The sequence below is a fragment of the Pseudomonas alkylphenolica genome (assembly GCF_004025535.1).
GTDB lineage: Bacteria > Pseudomonadota > Gammaproteobacteria > Pseudomonadales > Pseudomonadaceae > Aquipseudomonas > Aquipseudomonas alkylphenolica_A.
Map to the genome: position 1 here is coordinate 1 of NZ_QJRG01000044.1, position 16,956 is coordinate 16,956.

The 16,956-nt window shown below is 61.0% G+C and carries 18 protein-coding genes and 1 rRNA gene; 15 read left to right on the plus strand and 4 right to left on the minus strand.

The annotated features are described in order from the left end of the window. Nucleotides 1–53: 53 nt before the first annotated feature. The 4 genes from rrf (at nucleotide 54) to DM813_RS12725 (ending at nucleotide 3,953) form a co-directional block, all read left to right on the plus strand. A 5S ribosomal RNA gene (gene rrf, locus DM813_RS12710) occupies nucleotides 54–169 on the plus strand. A gap of 221 nt (nucleotides 170–390) precedes the next feature. Further along, a complete protein-coding gene (locus tag DM813_RS12715) occupies nucleotides 391–1,050 on the plus strand; it encodes a paraquat-inducible protein A (protein WP_128323756.1) in 660 nt (219 codons plus the stop codon). Next, nucleotides 1,037–1,660: a paraquat-inducible protein A gene (locus DM813_RS12720; RefSeq protein WP_128323757.1), complete on the plus strand. Its 624-nt coding sequence runs from the start codon at nucleotides 1,037–1,039 to the stop codon at nucleotides 1,658–1,660. The genes DM813_RS12715 and DM813_RS12720 overlap by 14 nt, the downstream gene beginning before the upstream one ends. Then, nucleotides 1,653–3,953, plus strand: a complete 2,301-nt coding sequence (locus DM813_RS12725) for a PqiB family protein (RefSeq protein WP_128323758.1) — start codon at nucleotides 1,653–1,655, stop codon at nucleotides 3,951–3,953. The genes DM813_RS12720 and DM813_RS12725 overlap by 8 nt, the downstream gene beginning before the upstream one ends. A gap of 161 nt (nucleotides 3,954–4,114) precedes the next feature. Here the strand turns inward: DM813_RS12725 and rpsT are convergent, their stop codons facing one another. Next, a complete protein-coding gene (gene rpsT / locus DM813_RS12730) occupies nucleotides 4,115–4,387 on the minus strand; it encodes a 30S ribosomal protein S20 (RefSeq protein ID WP_128323759.1) in 273 nt (90 codons plus the stop codon). Nucleotides 4,388–4,638: 251 nt separating this feature from the next. Here rpsT and murJ point away from each other — a divergent pair, with 251 nt between their 5' ends. The 6 genes from murJ to ispH all read left to right on the plus strand — a co-directional run bounded on the left by murJ (nucleotide 4,639) and on the right by ispH (nucleotide 11,974). Beyond that, on the plus strand, nucleotides 4,639–6,177 hold the full coding sequence (gene murJ, locus DM813_RS12740) for a murein biosynthesis integral membrane protein MurJ (RefSeq protein ID WP_128323760.1): 1,539 nt from the start codon (nucleotides 4,639–4,641) through the stop codon (nucleotides 6,175–6,177). Between the two features lie 118 nt (nucleotides 6,178–6,295). Then, nucleotides 6,296–7,246, plus strand: coding sequence for a bifunctional riboflavin kinase/FAD synthetase (gene ribF / locus DM813_RS12745; protein WP_128323761.1), 951 nt, complete (start codon nucleotides 6,296–6,298; stop codon nucleotides 7,244–7,246). After that, on the plus strand, nucleotides 7,243–10,074 hold the full coding sequence (gene ileS / locus DM813_RS12750; protein ID WP_128323762.1) for an isoleucine--tRNA ligase: 2,832 nt from the start codon (nucleotides 7,243–7,245) through the stop codon (nucleotides 10,072–10,074). The genes ribF and ileS overlap by 4 nt, the downstream gene beginning before the upstream one ends. Further along, nucleotides 10,067–10,582 carry a signal peptidase II gene (lspA, locus tag DM813_RS12755; protein ID WP_128323763.1) on the plus strand — a complete coding sequence of 172 codons (516 nt, stop codon included), beginning with the start codon at nucleotides 10,067–10,069 and terminating at the stop codon, nucleotides 10,580–10,582. Before ileS ends, lspA begins: the two co-directional genes overlap by 8 nt. Further along, complete coding sequence (gene fkpB / locus DM813_RS12760; protein WP_128323764.1) at nucleotides 10,575–11,012, plus strand: FKBP-type peptidyl-prolyl cis-trans isomerase; 438 nt, start codon at nucleotides 10,575–10,577, stop codon at nucleotides 11,010–11,012. Before lspA ends, fkpB begins: the two co-directional genes overlap by 8 nt. 14 nt (nucleotides 11,013–11,026) lie before the next feature. Further along, the gene (gene ispH, locus DM813_RS12765; protein ID WP_128323765.1) at nucleotides 11,027–11,974 is read left to right on the plus strand and encodes a 4-hydroxy-3-methylbut-2-enyl diphosphate reductase; all 948 of its coding nucleotides are present in this window, start codon (nucleotides 11,027–11,029) and stop codon (nucleotides 11,972–11,974) included. On the opposite strand, the gene DM813_RS12770 is transcribed toward ispH, so the two are convergent. After that, entirely contained in the window at nucleotides 11,963–12,445 is a 483-nt protein-coding gene (locus DM813_RS12770) for a GspH/FimT family protein (RefSeq protein ID WP_128323766.1), read from the minus strand. The two genes, ispH and DM813_RS12770, sit on opposite strands and share 12 nt — an antisense overlap. Before the next feature lie 138 nt (nucleotides 12,446–12,583). Here DM813_RS12770 and DM813_RS12775 point away from each other — a divergent pair, with 138 nt between their 5' ends. The 5 genes from DM813_RS12775 to thiO are packed head-to-tail and all read left to right on the plus strand — an operon-like array spanning nucleotide 12,584 to nucleotide 15,470. Further along, nucleotides 12,584–12,751 carry a type IV pilus modification PilV family protein gene (locus tag DM813_RS12775; protein ID WP_277750106.1) on the plus strand — a complete coding sequence of 56 codons (168 nt, stop codon included), beginning with the start codon at nucleotides 12,584–12,586 and terminating at the stop codon, nucleotides 12,749–12,751. Then, nucleotides 12,748–13,401, plus strand: coding sequence for a prepilin-type N-terminal cleavage/methylation domain-containing protein (locus tag DM813_RS12780; RefSeq protein ID WP_128323768.1), 654 nt, complete (start codon nucleotides 12,748–12,750; stop codon nucleotides 13,399–13,401). The genes DM813_RS12775 and DM813_RS12780 overlap by 4 nt, the downstream gene beginning before the upstream one ends. After that, nucleotides 13,398–13,904, plus strand: coding sequence for a pilus assembly PilX family protein (locus DM813_RS12785; RefSeq protein ID WP_128323769.1), 507 nt, complete (start codon nucleotides 13,398–13,400; stop codon nucleotides 13,902–13,904). The genes DM813_RS12780 and DM813_RS12785 overlap by 4 nt, the downstream gene beginning before the upstream one ends. A gap of 11 nt (nucleotides 13,905–13,915) precedes the next feature. After that, nucleotides 13,916–14,323 (plus strand): type IV pilin protein, encoded by a 408-nt coding sequence (locus DM813_RS12790; RefSeq protein WP_277750107.1) that lies wholly within the window; start codon nucleotides 13,916–13,918, stop codon nucleotides 14,321–14,323. Between the two features lie 37 nt (nucleotides 14,324–14,360). After that, nucleotides 14,361–15,470, plus strand: a complete 1,110-nt coding sequence (thiO, locus tag DM813_RS12795; protein WP_128323770.1) for a glycine oxidase ThiO — start codon at nucleotides 14,361–14,363, stop codon at nucleotides 15,468–15,470. A 15-nt stretch (nucleotides 15,471–15,485) separates the two neighbouring features. On the opposite strand, the gene DM813_RS12800 is transcribed toward thiO, so the two are convergent. Next, complete coding sequence (locus DM813_RS12800; RefSeq protein WP_128323771.1) at nucleotides 15,486–15,713, minus strand: PP0621 family protein; 228 nt, start codon at nucleotides 15,711–15,713, stop codon at nucleotides 15,486–15,488. Nucleotides 15,714–15,820: 107 nt separating this feature from the next. Next, on the minus strand, nucleotides 15,821–16,837 hold the full coding sequence (locus tag DM813_RS12805; protein WP_128323772.1) for an outer membrane protein assembly factor BamD: 1,017 nt from the start codon (nucleotides 16,835–16,837) through the stop codon (nucleotides 15,821–15,823). Nucleotides 16,838–16,956 lie beyond the last annotated feature (119 nt).

Genomic DNA, 16,956 nt, shown 5'->3' on the forward strand with positions numbered 1-16,956 from the left:
TCACATACCCGATTCGCTGGAGTGTCTAACAAGACCTTCTGGCAACAGAATTTCTTGACGACCATAGAGCATTGGAACCACCTGATCCCATCCCGAACTCAGCAGTGAAACGATGCATCGCCGATGGTAGTGTGGGGTTTCCCCATGTGAGAGTAGGTCATCGTCAAGATTAAATTCCGAAACCCCTATCTGCACACGCAGGTAGGGGTTTTGTCTTTTCCGGCTGCCGCCAGTACAGCTCTCCCTCGATCCTGTGGGAGCGGGTTTACCGGGGCGCCGGACCGCCGCGAAAAGCCGCTGCGCGGTTCACGGCCAGCCGTTGACCCGCATCGGTTCCATCTGCCGTGTATCGGTTAGAATACCGCCCTTATGTAAACTCAGAAGTTCACTATGTCCGACTCCGTCGAATCCCGTCCGCTCTCTGACCTGCCTTTGGATCAGCTGGTGGCGTGTCACGAATGTGACCTGTTGATGCGCAAGCCGGTACTCAAGCTGGATGAGAAGGCGCATTGCCCGCGTTGTGGCTACGAGCTTTATGCCCACCGTCACAACGTCGTGCCACGCAGCCTGGCTCTGGTCCTGGCTGCCTTGCTGCTTTATATACCCGCAAACTTCCTGCCCATCATGCAACTTCACCTGTTGGGGCAGAGCTCTGACGATACGGTCTGGAGTGGTGTGGTCGGGCTGTACAACACCGGCATGCGCGGCGTGGCGGTGGTCGTGTTTTTGTGCAGCATGGCCATCCCGTTACTCAAGTTGCTGTGTCAGCTGATCGTGCTATTGAGCATTCGGCTGAACATCGGGCGCAGTTACGGTCTGTTGCTGTACCGGATTTATCACCACCTGCGTGACTGGGGCATGCTCGAGGTCTATTTCATGGGCGTGCTGGTCGCAATGGTCAAGTTGGTCGATCTGGCCGAGCTGAGTCTTGGCCTGGGGCTGGCCTGTTTTGTCAGTTTGTTGCTGGTTCAGGTCTGGCTGGAGGTGGTCATGTCACCTCACCAGGTCTGGACAGCGTTATCGGGGGAAGATCTGCATGCGTGCGATTGATGCCGGGATTCTGATCTGTGGTGAATGCCACGAACTCAATCGTCAGGATCCGGAGAGCACTTCACAAACCTGCAATCGGTGCGGTGCGATTGTCCATGCGCGGCGGCCGAACAGCCTGGTGCGAACCTGGGCCTTGCTGATCACAGCAGCGATTCTCTACATTCCGGCCAATGTGCTGCCGATCATGACCGTCAGTGCCCTGGGGCAGGGGAGCCCGGATACCATCATGTCGGGTGTTGTCACCCTGATGAAACACGGCATGTTTCCGATCGCTGCGGTGGTGTTCATCGCCAGCATCCTGGTGCCGACATTCAAGCTGGTGGGCATTGCCTTGCTGCTGTATTCGGTACAGCGCCACCAACCCTTGTCTGCGCGCCAGCGCATTTTGATGTACCGCTTCATCGAATTTATCGGGCGCTGGTCGATGTTGGATATCTTCGTGATCGCCATTTTGGTGGCGGTGGTGAATTTCGGTCGTATCGCCAGTGTTGAAGCCAACCTTGGTGCGGTCGCCTTCGCCAGTGTGGTGATCCTGACGATGCTCGCTGCAGTAACTTTTGATCCCCGACTGATTTGGGATAACACGGAGTCGGATGACGACAATGAGTGATTTGCCTACGGCTAAAACCCGCCCAGCCTCGAACTGGTCGGCTATCTGGATATTGCCCCTCATCGCACTGGTCATTGGTGGATGGTTGGGGTGGCAGGCTTACAGCGAATCGGGGGTGAATATCCAGGTTCGTTTCGAAAGTGGGGAAGGCATCGTCGCCAACAAGACCGAGGTGGTCTTCAAGGGCATGTCGGTCGGTAAGGTCAAGGAACTGGTGCTGGATGCCACGGGCAGCAACACCGGCGTGATCGCTACCATCGAGATGAACAAGGAGGCCGAACCGCACCTGAACACCGGGACGCGCTTCTGGCTGGTCAAGCCGAGTGTCACCCTGGCCGGTATTACCGGCCTGGAGACCCTGGTTTCCGGCAACTATATCGCCGTCAGCCCGGGGGAGGGTGAGCCGACCAAGCGCTTCAAGGCGCTGGACGAAGCACCGCCCCTTTCGGATAGCGAACCGGGCCTGCATTTGACCCTGAAGGCCGACCGATTGGGTTCGCTCAACCGTGACAGCCCGGTGTTCTATAAGCAGATCCAGGTTGGCCGGGTGAAAAGCTATCGTCTGGCCGAGGACCAAGGCACGGTGGAGGTCAAGGTGTTCATCGAGCCGGCCTACGCCAAGCTGGTGCGCAAACACACGCGTTTCTGGAACGCCAGCGGCATCAGTATCGATGCCAATCTGTCCGGGGTAAAAGTACGCAGCGAGTCACTTGCCAGTATCGTTGCCGGCGGCATTGCCTTTGCGACACCCGAGCACCGCAAGGACAGCCCGCCCACCGATCCTAACCTGCCGTTCCGCCTGTACGAAGACTTCGATGCTGCCCAGGCGGGTATCCGCGTCAAGGTCAAGCTGAGCGACTTTGAGGGCCTGCAGGCCGGGCGTACGCCGGTCATGTACAAAGGTATCCAGGTCGGTTCGCTCAAGGCCCTGAAAGTCGATAGCGACCTTACCAGTGCAACCGCCGAGCTGACCCTGGACCCACTGGCCGAGGACTACCTGGTAGACGGCACCCAGTTCTGGGTGGTCAAGCCATCGATCTCCCTGGCCGGCATCACCGGTCTGGAAGCTCTGGTAAAGGGTAACTACATTGCGATCCGCCCGGGTGACAAGGGTGCTTCTCCGCAGCGTGAGTTCGAAGCGCGGCCCAAGGCGCCTCCGCTCGACCTGAAGGCGCCGGGCCTGCATCTGGTGCTGTTCAGTGACAACCTCGGTTCGCTGGAGGTCGGGAGCCCGATTCTTTACCGTCAGGTGAAAGTGGGTACCGTGCAGAGCTATCAGTTCTCGAAAAAGAGCGGCCGCCTGCTGATTGGTGTGCACATCGAGAAGGAGTACGCCAACCTGGTCAACGGTTCGACGCGGTTCTGGAATGCCAGCGGCATCACCCTCACCGGCGGTTTGTCGGGCATCCAGATCAAGAGCGAGTCGCTGCAAAGCCTGATGGCCGGTGGCATCGCGTTCGACACACCGACCCCCAATGTAGCGCTCAAGCGCCGTATTCCTACCTTCCGCCTGCATACGGACCAGGAAGCAGCCAATCGCAGCGGCACCACCGTTACAATTCGGGTAGAGCGCGCTGACGGCCTGAAGGTCGGCACGCCGATTCGCTTCAAGGGCCTGGATGTCGGCAAGGTGGAGCAGGTGGACCTGACCAAGGACCTGCAGGCGGTGCTGCTCAAGGCGCGCATTACCGAGGTGCCGGAGCGCATAGCGCGCGAAGGGACGCAGTTCTGGGTGGTCAAGCCGGCACTGGGGATCGTCAAGACCGCAAACCTGGAAACCCTGGTCACCGGGCAGTACCTGGAGGTGCAGCCGGCGGTGAAGAACCTGGGGCCGCAGCGTACATTCAACGCGCTGGCCGAAGCACCTGATTTCTCCGAGCGTGAAGCGGGGCTCGCGTTAGTGCTCAGTGCGCCGCGAAGGGGGTCGATCAAGCCTGGTGTGCCGGTGACCTACCGCGAAATCCCGGTTGGCAAGGTGACAGGGTTCGAGCTGGGGCAAACGGCTGACCGCGTGCTGATCCATATCCTCATCGAGCCACGTTATGCCGCCCTGGTACGAGGAGGCAGCCGGTTCTGGAACAGCAGTGGCTTCGGCTTCGATTTCGGCTTGTTCAAAGGGGCTACGGTGCGTACAGAGTCGCTGGAAACCATGATCGAAGGTGGCATTGCCTTTGCCACGCCAGATGGCGAGCAGATGGGTAACCCGGCGCGACCACAGCAGACCTTTGCCTTGTTCGACAAGGCGGAAGACGAATGGCTGCAGTGGGCTCCGAAGATTCAGATCGGCAAGTAACTGTGGTATCGGGTTGTGGCCTGCGATCGCTGCGCGATCGATCGCAGGCTACGCCAGCTCCTACAGAATGAGCGGTACCCTCTGAAACTTAAGAGGTGAAACACTAAATCGCAGGCAATAAAAAACCGACCCTAGGGTCGGTTTTTTAACAAGCGTGTCGCTTAGGCAGCCAGTTTCAGCGCCTTGATGTGGCCATTCAGACGGCCTTTATGGCGAGCAGCCTTGTTCTTGTGGATGATGCCTTTATCGGCCATGCGGTCGATAACTGGCACAGCCAGGATGTAAGCAGCTTGCGCTTTTTCGGCGTCTTTTGCGTCGATGGCTTTAACCACATTCTTGATGTAGGTACGAACCATGGAACGCAGGCTGGCGTTGTGGCTGCGACGCTTCTCAGCCTGTTTTGCACGTTTTTTGGCGGAAGGTGAGTTGGCCACCGTCGAGCTCCTCGAAAGACTTGGTAAATAGCAAACAAAATAGGCCGCGAATCATGCCGATGAGTTAATCGGTTGTCAAGGGCACTTGCATGGTTCCGCTGAGTGGTCGTTCCTTACAAGGGAGTGATTCCCTTCTGCGGTATGACCTGTAAACTCGGGAGTTTTTGCTCTGCTTGCGTTGCGGCGCGGAGTATCGCACAACTGGGCGCGTTCCGGCACAGCCCTTTATCTTAAGGCGTGAAAAACTTTCGATGAACCTTCTGAAATCCCTGGCCGCCGTCAGCTCCATCACCATGATTTCCCGGGTGCTGGGCTTTGTCCGCGACACGATCCTTGCGCGGGTATTCGGCGCTGGTGTCGCCACCGATGCCTTCTTCATTGCCTTCAAGCTGCCCAACCTGTTGCGCCGGATCTTCGCGGAGGGCGCGTTTTCCCAGGCGTTCGTGCCGATTCTGGCGGAGTACAAGACCCAGCAGGGTGAGGAAGCGACCCGCACCTTCGTTGCCTATGTCAGCGGTTTGCTGACCCTGGTACTGGCACTGGTCACGGCCCTGGGCATTCTGGCTGCGCCCTGGGTGGTATGGGTTACCGCCCCGGGGTTTGTCGACAGCGCCGAGAAGTACCAGCTGACCACCGACCTGCTGCGGGTCACGTTCCCTTATATATTGCTCATCTCGCTGTCGTCGCTGGCCGGGGCCATCCTCAACACCTGGAACCGCTTTTCGGTGCCGGCGTTCGTGCCCACGCTGCTCAATGTGGCGATGATCGCCTTTACCCTGTTCCTGACACCGTATTTCGACCCGCCGATCATGGCGCTCGCCTGGGGCGTACTGGCCGGTGGGTTGGCGCAGTTGCTGTATCAGCTGCCCCACCTGAAGAAGATCGGCATGCTTGTGCTGCCGCGCCTGAACCTGCGTGACAGCGGCGTCTGGCGGGTGCTCAAACAGATGCTGCCGGCCATCCTCGGGGTGTCGGTCAGCCAGATTTCGCTGATCATCAACACGATCTTTGCGTCGTTCCTGGTCGCCGGCTCCGTGTCGTGGATGTATTACGCCGATCGCCTGATGGAATTGCCTTCCGGCGTCCTGGGCGTGGCCCTGGGCACCATCTTGCTGCCAACCCTGGCCAAAACCTATGCCAATCGCGACCGTCACGAGTACTCGCGTATTCTCGACTGGGGCCTGCGCCTGTGCTTCCTGCTGGTGCTGCCGTGCACCCTGGCCATGGCGATCCTGGCCGAACCGTTGACCGTCGCGCTGTTCCAGTACGGCAAGTTTTCGGCGTTCGACGCCGCGATGACCCAGCGCGCCCTGATCGCCTATTCGGTGGGGCTGCTGGCCATCATTTTGGTCAAAGTGCTGGCGCCGGGGTTCTATGCCCAGCAGAACATCCGTACTCCGGTTAAAATCGCCTTGTTTACGCTGGTCTGTACCCAGTTGTTCAACCTGGCGTTCATCAGCCACCTGCAGCACGCGGGCCTGGCCCTGGCCATCAGCCTCGGCGCCTGCCTGAATGCCGGCTTGCTGTACTGGAAGCTGCGTCAGCAGCAGTTGTTCCAGCCGCAACCGGGCTGGGCGAAGTTCCTCGCCAAGCTGATTGTGGCGGTGCTGTTGATGTCGGCGGTATTGCTGGTAGGCATGCATTACATGCCAGCCTGGGCAGAAGGGCAGATGCTTGAACGCTTCCTGCGTTTGGGGGCGCTGATTCTGGCGGGTGTTGTGACGTATTTCGGCAGTCTGTTCGTGTTCGGTTTCCGCCTGCGCGACTTTGCGCGCAAGGCGCTGCATTGAGCCGCGAGCACGGCCAGACGTCGGTTTTATCCATTCCATGCCTCGGGGTTGCGCTGCTGCCTGTCGTCAGCGCCCGGGTGTGGTTATAATCGACCACTTTATGAGCAAGAAGCGCGTTATGCAGCTGGTTCGAGGCCTTCACAACCTGCGCCCCCAGCACCGGGGCTGTGTCGCCACTATTGGCAACTTCGACGGTGTTCACCGTGGCCACCAGGCAATCCTGGCGCGTTTGCGTGAGCGAGCGGTCGCGCTGGGCGTGCCCAGCTGCGTGGTGATTTTCGAGCCACAGCCGCGTGAATACTTCTCTCCCGAGACCGCCCCGGCGCGTTTGGCACGCCTGCGTGACAAAGTCGCGTTGCTGACCGCCGAAGGTGTTGACCGCGTGCTGTGCCTGGCGTTCAACCAGCGCCTGAGCAAACTCAGTGCCGCCGAGTTCGTCGACACGATTCTGGTCGATGGTCTGGGTGTAAAACACCTGGAAGTCGGTGATGATTTCCGCTTTGGCTGCGACCGCGTCGGCGACTTCGAGTTTCTTCAGCAAGCCGGGTTGAGTCAGGGCTTTACTGTAGAAGCTGCGCAAACTGTCGAGCTGGAGGGCCTGCGGGTCAGCAGCACGCAGGTGCGCCAGGCGTTGGCCAAAGCCGATTTTGCCTTGGCCGAACGTCTGCTCGGGCGCCCGTACCGTATCAGCGGTCGCGTCTTGCACGGACAAAAGCTGGCGCGCCAGCTTGGTACCCCGACCGCCAACATACAACTCAAGCGTCATCGCGTACCGCTGACCGGTGTCTACCTGGTCAGTGTCGAACTCGATGGCAAGGCGTGGCCAGGCGTCGCCAACATCGGCGTACGGCCAACCGTTTCAGGTGATGGCAGTGCCCACCTGGAAGTGCACATCTTGGATTTTGCCGGCGATCTCTATGGCCGGCGTCTGACGGTGGAGTTCCACCACAAGCTGCGCGACGAGCAGCGTTTCGCCTCCCTGGAGGCGCTGAAGTCGGCGATCGATGCGGATATCGCCGCCGCACGTGCCCATTGGCACGCTCAACCGCTAACGAAGAGCCTGAAATGACCGACTATAAAGCCACGCTAAACCTTCCGGACACCGCCTTCCCGATGAAGGCCGGCCTGCCACAGCGCGAACCGCAGATTCTGCAGCGCTGGGACAGCATTGGCCTGTACCAGAAGCTGCGCGAAATTGGCAAGGATCGTCCGAAGTTCGTGCTGCACGACGGCCCGCCCTACGCCAACGGCAAGATCCACATCGGTCATGCGCTGAACAAGATTCTCAAGGACATGATTGTCCGCTCCAAGACCCTGTCCGGTTTCGACGCCCCGTACGTGCCCGGCTGGGACTGCCACGGCCTGCCGATCGAGCACAAGGTTGAAGTTACCCACGGCAAGCACCTGACCGCGGACAAAACCCGTGAGCTGTGCCGTGCCTATGCCGCCGAGCAGATCGAAGGGCAGAAGACCGAGTTCATCCGCCTGGGTGTGCTGGGTGACTGGGACAACCCTTACAAGACCATGAACTTCGCCAACGAGGCCGGTGAAATCCGCGCCCTGGCCGAGATGGTCAAGCACGGCTTCGTGTTCAAGGGCCTCAAGCCAGTGAACTGGTGCTTCGATTGCGCCTCGGCCCTGGCTGAAGCGGAAGTCGAGTACGCCGACAAGAAATCGCAAACCATCGACGTGGCCTTCCAGGTGGCTGACGAAGCCAAGCTGGCCGCTGCGTTTGGTCTTTCTGCGCTGGCCAAGCCGGCGTCGATTGTCATCTGGACCACCACCCCGTGGACCATCCCGGCCAACCAGGCGCTGAACGTCCACCCGGAGTTCAACTACGCCCTGGTCGACGTCGGCGACAAGCTGCTGGTACTGGCTGCCGAGCTGGTCGAGTCGTGCCTGAAGCGTTATGCGCTGGAAGGTTCGGTCATCGCCACCGCGCCAGGTTCGGCACTGGACCTGATCAACTTCCGTCACCCGTTCTACGACCGCCTGTCGCCAGTTTACCTGGCCGACTACGTCGAGCTCGGCGCCGGCACCGGTGTGGTTCACTCCGCGCCTGCCTACGGCGAGGACGACTTCGTCACCTGCAAGCGTTACGGCATGGTCAACGACGACATCCTTACCCCGGTGCAGAGCAACGGTGTGTACGTGCAGTCGCTGGAATTCTTCGGTGGCCAGTTCATCTGGAAGGCCAACCCTGCGATCGTCGACAAACTGACCGAAGTCGGTGCGCTGCTGCACACCGAAACCATCAGCCACAGCTACATGCACTGCTGGCGCCACAAAACCCCGCTGATCTACCGCGCTACCGCGCAGTGGTTCGTGGGCATGGACAAGCAGCCGGACAACGGCGAAACCCTGCGCAAGCGTGCGGTCAAAGCCATCGAAGAAACCAAGTTCGTCCCGGCCTGGGGCCAGGCGCGTCTGCACTCGATGATCGCCAACCGTCCGGACTGGTGCATCTCGCGTCAGCGTAACTGGGGTGTGCCGATCCCGTTCTTCCTCAACAAACAGACCGGTGAACTGCACCCGCGTACCGTCGAGCTGATGGAAGAAGTCGCCAAGCGTGTCGAGAACGAAGGCATCGAAGCCTGGTTCAAGATGGACGCTGCCGAACTGCTCGGTGACGAGGCCGCTCAATACGACAAGATCGCCGACACCCTCGACGTCTGGTTCGACTCCGGTACTACCCACTGGCATGTACTGCGTGGCTCGCACAACATCGGTCACGAAACCGGCCCGCGTGCCGACCTGTACCTGGAAGGTTCCGACCAGCACCGTGGCTGGTTCCATTCCTCGTTGCTGACCGGTTGTGCCATCGACGGCCACGCGCCGTACCGCGAACTGTTGACCCACGGTTTCACCGTTGACGAAAACGGCCGCAAGATGTCCAAGTCGTTGGGCAACACCATCGAGCCGCAGAAGGTCAACGACACCCTGGGTGCCGACATCATGCGCCTGTGGGTTTCGGCCACTGACTACTCCGGCGAAATGGCGGTTTCCGATCAGATCCTGCAGCGCAGCGCCGACGCTTACCGTCGTATCCGCAACACTGCACGCTTCCTGCTCTCCAACCTGTCGGGCTTCGATCCGGCGCGCGACCTGCTGCCGGCCGAAGACATGCTGGCACTGGACCGCTGGGCCGTCGACCGTACCCTGCTGCTGCAGCGCGAGCTGGAAGAGCACTACGGCGAATACCGCTTCTGGAACGTCTACTCGAAGATCCACAACTTCTGCGTGCAGGAGCTGGGTGGCTTCTACCTGGACATCATCAAGGACCGCCAGTACACCACTGGCGCCAACAGTGTTGCCCGTCGTTCCTGCCAGACCGCGCTGTACCACATCAGCGAGGCGCTGGTGCGCTGGATCGCGCCGATCCTGGCGTTCACCGCAGACGAGCTGTGGCAGTACCTGCCGGGCGAGCGTAACGAATCGGTCATGCTCAACACCTGGTACCAGGGGCTGACCGAGCTGCCGGAAGGCTTCGAACTGGGCCGTGCGTACTGGGATCGCGTGATGGCGGCCAAGACCGCAGTCAACAAGGAACTGGAAAACCAGCGTTCGGCCAAGGCCATCGGTGGCAACCTGCAAGCCGAAGTCACCCTGTTTGCCGACGAAGGCCTGAGTGCCGACCTGAACAAGCTCGGCGACGAGCTGCGTTTCGTGCTGATCACCTCGGCCGCGACCGTCGCCCCGTTCGTGCAGGCACCTGCCGATGCGGTGGAAACCGAAGTCGCAGGCCTGAAGCTCAAAGTGGTCAAGTCCGCGCACACCAAGTGCGGTCGTTGCTGGCACTTCCGCGCCGACGTTGGCGTGAACCCCGAACATCCGGAAATCTGCGCCCGTTGCGCCGACAACATCAGCGGCAACGGCGAGGTGCGTCACTATGCCTAACCCTGCTGCAGGGCGCTTCGGGCGCCTTGGCTGGCTCTGGCTGAGCTTGCTGGTCCTGGTCCTTGACCAGGCCAGCAAGGTCTACTTCGAGGGCGCGCTGAGCCTGTACCAGCAGATCGTGGTCATCCCCGACTACTTCAGCTGGACCCTGGCCTACAACACCGGTGCGGCCTTCAGTTTCCTGGCTGACAGCTCTGGCTGGCAGCGCTGGCTGTTCGCACTGATCGCACTGGTGGTCAGCGCCGTGCTGGTGGTCTGGCTCAAGCGCCTGGGGCGCAACGAAACCTGGCTGGCCGTGGCGCTGGCGCTGGTGCTTGGCGGTGCGCTGGGCAACCTGTACGACCGTATCGTGCTTGGCCACGTGGTCGACTTCATCCTCGTGCACTGGCAGAACCGCTGGTACTTCCCGGCCTTCAACCTGGCCGACAGCGCCATCACCGTTGGCGCGGTGATGCTGGCGCTGGATATGTTCAAGAGCAAAAAGTCCGGAGAACCCGTCCATGACTGAAACCCGAATCGGCCAGAACACCGAAGTCAAACTGCACTTCGCGCTGCACCTGGAAAACGGCGACACCGTCGACAGCACCTTCGACAAATCGCCGGCGGTGTTCAAGGTCGGCGACGGCAACCTGCTGCCAGGCTTCGAAGCCGCAATCTTCGGCTTCAAGGCGGGTGACAAGCGCACCGTGACCGTTGAGCCGGAGAACGCCTTCGGCCAGCCGAACCCGCAGAACGTGCAGATCATTCCACGGTCGCAATTCAATGACATGGAACTGTCTGAAGGCCTGCTGGTGATCTTCAACGATGCCGCCAACGCCGAGCTGCCAGGTGTGGTCAAGGCATTCGATGACGCCCAGGTGACCATCGACTTCAATCACCCACTGGCCGGCAAGACCCTGAGCTTTGAGGTGGAAATCCTCGAAGTCACGGCGCTTTGAGCCCGGAGCCAAGCATGCAAATCAAACTCGCCAACCCTCGCGGCTTCTGTGCGGGCGTGGACCGGGCGATCGAAATCGTCAACCGCGCCCTGGAAGTCTTTGGCCCGCCGATCTATGTGCGTCACGAAGTGGTGCACAACAAGTTCGTGGTCGAAGACTTGCGCAACCGTGGGGCGATCTTTGTCGAAGAACTGGACCAGGTGCCGGATGATGTCATTGTCATCTTCAGTGCTCACGGTGTTTCCCAGGCTGTGCGCCAGGAAGCGGCCGGGCGCGGCCTGAAGGTTTTCGATGCCACCTGCCCGCTGGTCACCAAGGTGCACATCGAGGTGGCGCGCTACAGCCGTGACGGCCGTGAGTGCATCCTGATCGGCCATGCCGGGCATCCGGAAGTCGAAGGCACCATGGGCCAGTACGACGCCAGCAATGGCGGCGCGATCTACCTGGTCGAAGACGAAGCTGATGTTGCCAAGTTGCAGGTCAATGACCCGGACAAACTGGCCTTTGTTACCCAGACGACCCTGTCGATGGATGACACCAGCCGGGTGATCGATGCCCTGCGTGCGCGCTTCCCGAATATCGGCGGCCCGCGCAAGGACGATATCTGCTACGCCACCCAGAACCGCCAGGATGCGGTCAAGCAACTGGCTGACGAGTGCGATGTGGTACTGGTTGTCGGCAGCCCGAACAGCTCCAACTCCAACCGTCTGCGCGAGCTGGCCGAGCGTATGTCAACGCCGGCTTACCTGATCGATGGCGCCGAAGACCTGCAGCAAAGCTGGTTCGACGGTGTCGAGCGTATTGGCATTACCGCGGGTGCTTCTGCACCGGAAGTGCTGGTGCGCGGGGTGATCGAGCAGCTTCGGGCATGGGGCGCTGTCGGCGCTGAAGAGCTGGATGGGCGCGAAGAGAACATCACTTTCTCGATGCCCAAGGAACTGCGCGTTCGTTCACTGATTTGACCCGGCAGCCGCGCACAGCGCTTGCTTGGTCAGGTCATTGCGTAAACTGACTCTTCCACTGCGTGACAGCACTATCTGGTAATGACTCAGTAACTCGGGACGCTGGCAAATAAACAGCGTCCCGATCTGCAGGCCTCCACTCTCCAGCAGTGGAACCCCCAAGCCATTGAAGCGTATGTATCGCTTCAGTGGCTGATTCCCCACAATCACGGTTCGCCCGTTGCTGCGCCACTCATGCAGCAGTAATGGGTTGTCCTGTTCAAGCAGCATCCGCCAACCGTTACTCCAGTCCGCATCAATCGCCTGCAGGCGTACCACGCTGTTGCGGAGCAGCGCTTCACTGCGTGTGGTGCGTAATGCTGCGGCCAGGTCATTGGCTGTCGTTTGCCGTTGTAGCCCTTCACTTATGCGGTTGTAGGCCGGGACACCCAGCTGGGTAAGCAACCCCAGCAGCCCCAGCGCGAACAACATTTGTATCAGTGTTACGCCCTGTTGCCTCACGCTGCATTCCTCCCTGGAAGTGCTTCGCTATAGAGTCGAGCCCGTTGCTGTCGGCGTCCAGTCGGCCGGTTTGGCAAAGGGATGTGGAAAAGTCTGCGGGGGTAAGCCATGGATGGCGGGCGGCAAACAGGCATGACGTTGATTGAAGTACTGCTGGCGATGGTGGTGCTGGGGATGGGCTTTCTCGCGCTGGCCGCGTTGCAGGTGCAGGCGTTACAGGCTACGGACAGTGCGTTACGCACTACCCAGGCGGCTTATGCAGAGCAGGAGCGATGAGGCGGCAGACGGGCTTCAGCCTGCTGGAAGTGCTGCTGGCCCTGAGCCTGGGCTTACTCCTGTTGCTGGGTGCCAGTCGGTTGTTTATGGCGGCATGCCAGTCGTGGCAGGCGCAAGCCGCGGCGGCCCGGATGCAGGAAGATGCACGCCAGGCCCTGCAACGTCTGGCCCAGAGTATCCGCATGGCGGGCATGTTCGGTTGCCTGCAGCAAGACGCCATCAAGTTTGACGACCCCTTGCACGCCGAAGCCTTTGCCCAACCCCTGCACGTCACCCAGGGGGCAGACGGGCGCCTGCAACGCCTGAGCCTGATCAGCGCAGAAGTTACCCAGGGCGGTGGTCGCCCGGACTGGACCTTGCTTACCGACTGCCGAACGCAGGCCCGTGTGCAGGCGGGGCCGCAGGTACCGGGCGCCGGGCAGTTTGCCGTGGCCCTGCACCGCCAGGTTTACCGTCTGGAGGGCCATCAGTTGCACTTGCGTAGCGGGTCGAGCACCGGCGTGCTGGTTGACGGAGTCAGTGACCTGCAGCTTGAACTGCACAAAGACGCGGTGCATCTGAGCCTGACCCTGTTCGACCCACAGCAACGTGCCAGGTCGCAGGCGTACGGCATGCGTATCGCACTGGAAAATCCGGTGGCCAGTTCATGAGAGGGCAGCGCGGCCTGGTGCTGCTGATCAGCCTGACGATGGTTTTGTTGCTGGGCCTGCTCGGGCTCTCGTCAGCAGGCAGTGCGCTCCAGCAAGAACGCATGGCGCGAAACCTGCGCACATCCTTGCAGGTCTTCGACCAGGCGCATCAGTTGCTGCAATACGCAGAGTCCCGGGTACAGGCCCAGGCATGGCCACCTTGTGCATTCTGTTTGCCGCCGCCTGAAGCCGGTGACGTCACCCACGGTGGCGTGTACGCGGGGCCAGGGGAAAGCTCGGGGCTGGATTGGCAGGCGGGCGCGGGCGGCTTCTACCTTGTCCAGTCGCTGGGGGCGAGCACCCAGGCCAGGCACATGCCACGCGGGCTCGAGGTCAGCCTCTATCGCGTCACTGCCGTGCGCCGCGAAGGCATGGCCCGCAGCGTGCTGGAAAGTGTGATTGCGCAACCTGTTGACCCAACTCTGTCGCCCGCGCAGCGGATCCTCTGGCGGCAGATCCATTAAGGAACAGGTGAATGATGCAGCAGAAAGGATTGAGCCTGATCGAACTGTTGATTGTCATCGCCGTGGTCGGCATTCTGGCGAGCATTGCCTACCCCAGTTACCGCGACCAGGTCAGAACGACTGCGCGCACGGACGTTGTCAGCCTGTTGTATGCAAGTGCGCTGCAGCTTGAGCGTCATTACGCGCGGGCAGGCCAGTACAGCGACAGTGACTCGGAGCAGACGTCCCTGGCCAGTGGCACCGCGCACTACAGCCTGCAGGCTGTGCGCGATATCGAGTCCTTCAGGCTCCTGGCCCGGCGGCTGCCGGCTGGCCTGATGACGGAGGATCACTGCGGTGACTATGAACTGGACCAGGCTGGTGTGCGTGGCAACCCTGGCAGTGCAGGGGAGGCGGGCGGTAGGTGTTGGGGTGGCTGACGCCCTTCACGGTTTACTTCGGAAATTGGATCGATAGATGACCAAGCAAGTAGTGATAGTCGGCGGCGGGGTGATCGGCCTGCTGACTGCGTTCAACCTCGCCAGCGAGGTCGAGCACGTTGTGCTGTGTGATCGGGGTGAGCTTGGGCAGGAATCATCGTGGGCCGGCGGCGGCATTGTCTCGCCACTGTACCCCTGGCGCTACAGCCCGGCCGTGACGGCGCTGGCGCACTGGTCGCAGGATTTTTATCCACAGCTGGGCCAGCGCCTGTTCGCCAGCACTGGTGTGGACCCCGAGGTGCATACCACCGGCCTGTACTGGCTGGACCTGGACGATGAAGACGAGGCGCTGGCCTGGGCCGCACGGGAAGGGCGCCCGCTCAGCGCCGTCGACATTACTGCCGCCTACGATGCGGTGCCGGTACTTGGCAGCGGCTTTCAGCGGGCTGTCTATATGGCCGGCGTTGCCAACGTGCGCAACCCGCGCCTGGTCAAATCGCTGAAGGCGGCGCTGCAGGCCATGCCCAATGTGAGCATTCGCGAGTACTGCGAAATCACCGGCTTCAGCCAGGAAGGTGAGCGAATCTGTGGCGTGGAGACCACTAAAGGTGTCATTCGTGGTGATAGCGTGGTGCTGACAGCCGGCGCCTGGAGCGGCGATCTGTTGAGCACCTTGGGCCTGGACCTGCCGGTCGAACCGGTCAAAGGCCAGATGATTCTGTACAAGTGCGCCGCCGACTTCCTGCCGAGCATGGTGCTGGCCAAAGGTCGCTACGCGATTCCGCGGCGTGACGGGCATATTCTGGTGGGCAGCACCCTGGAGCACGCCGGTTATGACAAGACGCCAACCGACGAAGCGCTGGAAAGCCTGAAGGCTTCGGCGGTGGAGTTGTTGCCGGCGCTGGCCGGGGCCATCCCGATTGCCCATTGGGCGGGGTTGCGGCCTGGCTCCCCTGAAGGGATTCCGTATATCGGGCAGGTGCCGGAACACCAGGGGCTGTGGCTGAACTGCGGGCACTACCGCAACGGCCTGGTGCTGGCGCCTGCATCGTGCCAGCTGTTTGCCGACCTGTTGCTGGGCCGCGAGCCGGTGATCGACCCGACCCCGTATGCACCCGCCGGGCGTCTGGCTGCCATCCAGACCTGACCGGACTACCCGGGCCTAGCGTTGCGCCCCTGGCCCTTGTTCCAGGTGCGCCTGGCTGCAATACCACTGCGCCCCGCGGTGTAATGCCCGGTCACTGGGCAGGTGCACGCCGCAGTGGGCGCAACGTACCATCTTCAGCGGGTCTTCGAGGCTGTTGTGAGGCGCAGCATTGCTGGCCTTGAACTTGCGCCACAGCCAGAACGCGGCAGCAATCAGGGCAATCCAGAAAAGTAGGCGAACCATGGGTGTTCAGCTTTATCAGTGAAGAGCCTTAAGTCTATGGCCCGGGCAAGAAAAAAGGGAGGCCTTGGCCTCCCTTTATCTATTGCAACGTTCTATTACAACGTTGCTCAGTCGAACACGCCGAAGGTCATATAGCTGAACCACGAGCGGTCGTCGTTGTTGCCTTCCGCTTCGTGCTGCTCTTCTTCGACAGCGTCGCGGTTTTCAGGCAGCAGCTCTTCTGGAATTGCTTCTTTGGCGTCTTCGTACTGCTTGATCACGTCCTGGTTGGCGCGGGTTTCACCCGGCGGCAGCGGCGCTTCGCTCTCGATCAGGCCCAGAGTAGCCTTGGACAGCCACGAACGGTTGTCGGCTTCTTCCTGCTTGGGCTGGAATTGACCGTCGACCAGGCTCGGGTGATCCGGGTAGTTGAGCTTCAGGGTTTCCAGGCTGGTGGCAGCCAGTTCATCCAGGTGCAGGCGCTGGTAAGCCTCGACCATTACCGCCAGGCCGTCGCCGACCGATGGGGTTTCCTGGAAGTTCTCGACCACATAGCGACCACGGTTGGCGGCAGCGACATAGGCCTGACGGGTCAGGTAGTAGTCGGCCACGTGGATCTCGTAGGAAGCCAGCAGGTTGCGCAGGTAGATCATGCGCTGCTTGGCGTCTGGCGAGTAACGGCTGTTCGGGAAGCGGCTGGTGAGCTGGGCGAACTCGTTGTACGAGTCACGGGCAGCACCCGGGTCACGCTTGGTCATGTCCAGCGGCAGGAAGCGCGCCAGCAGGCCACGGTCCTGGTCGAAAGAAGTCAGACCCTTGAGGTAGTAGGCGTAGTCGACGTTCGGGTGCTGAGGGTGCAAGCGAATGAAACGCTCGGCAGCCGATTTGGCGGCCTCGGGCTCTGCGTTCTTGTAGTTCGCATAAATCAGCTCGAGTTGGGCCTGGTCGGCATAGCGACCGAAAGGATAGCGCGACTCCAGGGCCTTGAGCTTGCTCGTGGCGCTGGTGTAGCTGTGGTTGTCCAGGTCGGCCTGCGCCTGCTGGTACAGCTCGGCTTCGCTCAGGTTTTCGTCGACGACTTCCTTCGAAGAACAAGCAGCGGTCAGTCCGAGGATGGCGATCAGCAGCAGGTGTTTCACTTGCATAGCGGCTTGCGTCCCTATGACGGCCGCTGTCTTGGGCGGGGCCGTCCTGTTATGATGAGCACCCCGATGTAGTCTCCGGGGCAAAAGACGTCGTATTTAACCACAAGCGCGCAGTCGAA

What these genes read in the sequence shown, in the direction of transcription:
- ileS (WP_128323762.1), top strand. Translation starts at nt 7,243, where the DNA reads ATGACCGACTATAAAGCCACGCTAAACCTTCCGGACACCGCCTTCCCG.
- DM813_RS12715 (WP_128323756.1), top strand. Translation starts at nt 391, where the DNA reads ATGTCCGACTCCGTCGAATCCCGTCCGCTCTCTGACCTGCCTTTGGAT.
- DM813_RS12720 (WP_128323757.1), top strand. Translation starts at nt 1,037, where the DNA reads ATGCGTGCGATTGATGCCGGGATTCTGATCTGTGGTGAATGCCACGAA.
- DM813_RS12785 (WP_128323769.1), top strand. Translation starts at nt 13,398, where the DNA reads ATGAGAGGGCAGCGCGGCCTGGTGCTGCTGATCAGCCTGACGATGGTT.
- DM813_RS12775 (WP_277750106.1), top strand. Translation starts at nt 12,584, where the DNA reads ATGGATGGCGGGCGGCAAACAGGCATGACGTTGATTGAAGTACTGCTG.
- thiO (WP_128323770.1), top strand. Translation starts at nt 14,361, where the DNA reads ATGACCAAGCAAGTAGTGATAGTCGGCGGCGGGGTGATCGGCCTGCTG.
- lspA (WP_128323763.1), top strand. Translation starts at nt 10,067, where the DNA reads ATGCCTAACCCTGCTGCAGGGCGCTTCGGGCGCCTTGGCTGGCTCTGG.
- ispH (WP_128323765.1), top strand. Translation starts at nt 11,027, where the DNA reads ATGCAAATCAAACTCGCCAACCCTCGCGGCTTCTGTGCGGGCGTGGAC.
- DM813_RS12805 (WP_128323772.1), bottom strand. Translation starts at nt 16,837, where the DNA reads ATGCAAGTGAAACACCTGCTGCTGATCGCCATCCTCGGACTGACCGCT.
- DM813_RS12780 (WP_128323768.1), top strand. Translation starts at nt 12,748, where the DNA reads ATGAGGCGGCAGACGGGCTTCAGCCTGCTGGAAGTGCTGCTGGCCCTG.
- ribF (WP_128323761.1), top strand. Translation starts at nt 6,296, where the DNA reads ATGCAGCTGGTTCGAGGCCTTCACAACCTGCGCCCCCAGCACCGGGGC.
- DM813_RS12800 (WP_128323771.1), bottom strand. Translation starts at nt 15,713, where the DNA reads ATGGTTCGCCTACTTTTCTGGATTGCCCTGATTGCTGCCGCGTTCTGG.
- fkpB (WP_128323764.1), top strand. Translation starts at nt 10,575, where the DNA reads ATGACTGAAACCCGAATCGGCCAGAACACCGAAGTCAAACTGCACTTC.
- DM813_RS12725 (WP_128323758.1), top strand. Translation starts at nt 1,653, where the DNA reads ATGAGTGATTTGCCTACGGCTAAAACCCGCCCAGCCTCGAACTGGTCG.
- murJ (WP_128323760.1), top strand. Translation starts at nt 4,639, where the DNA reads ATGAACCTTCTGAAATCCCTGGCCGCCGTCAGCTCCATCACCATGATT.
- DM813_RS12790 (WP_277750107.1), top strand. Translation starts at nt 13,916, where the DNA reads ATGATGCAGCAGAAAGGATTGAGCCTGATCGAACTGTTGATTGTCATC.
- DM813_RS12770 (WP_128323766.1), bottom strand. Translation starts at nt 12,445, where the DNA reads ATGTTGTTCGCGCTGGGGCTGCTGGGGTTGCTTACCCAGCTGGGTGTC.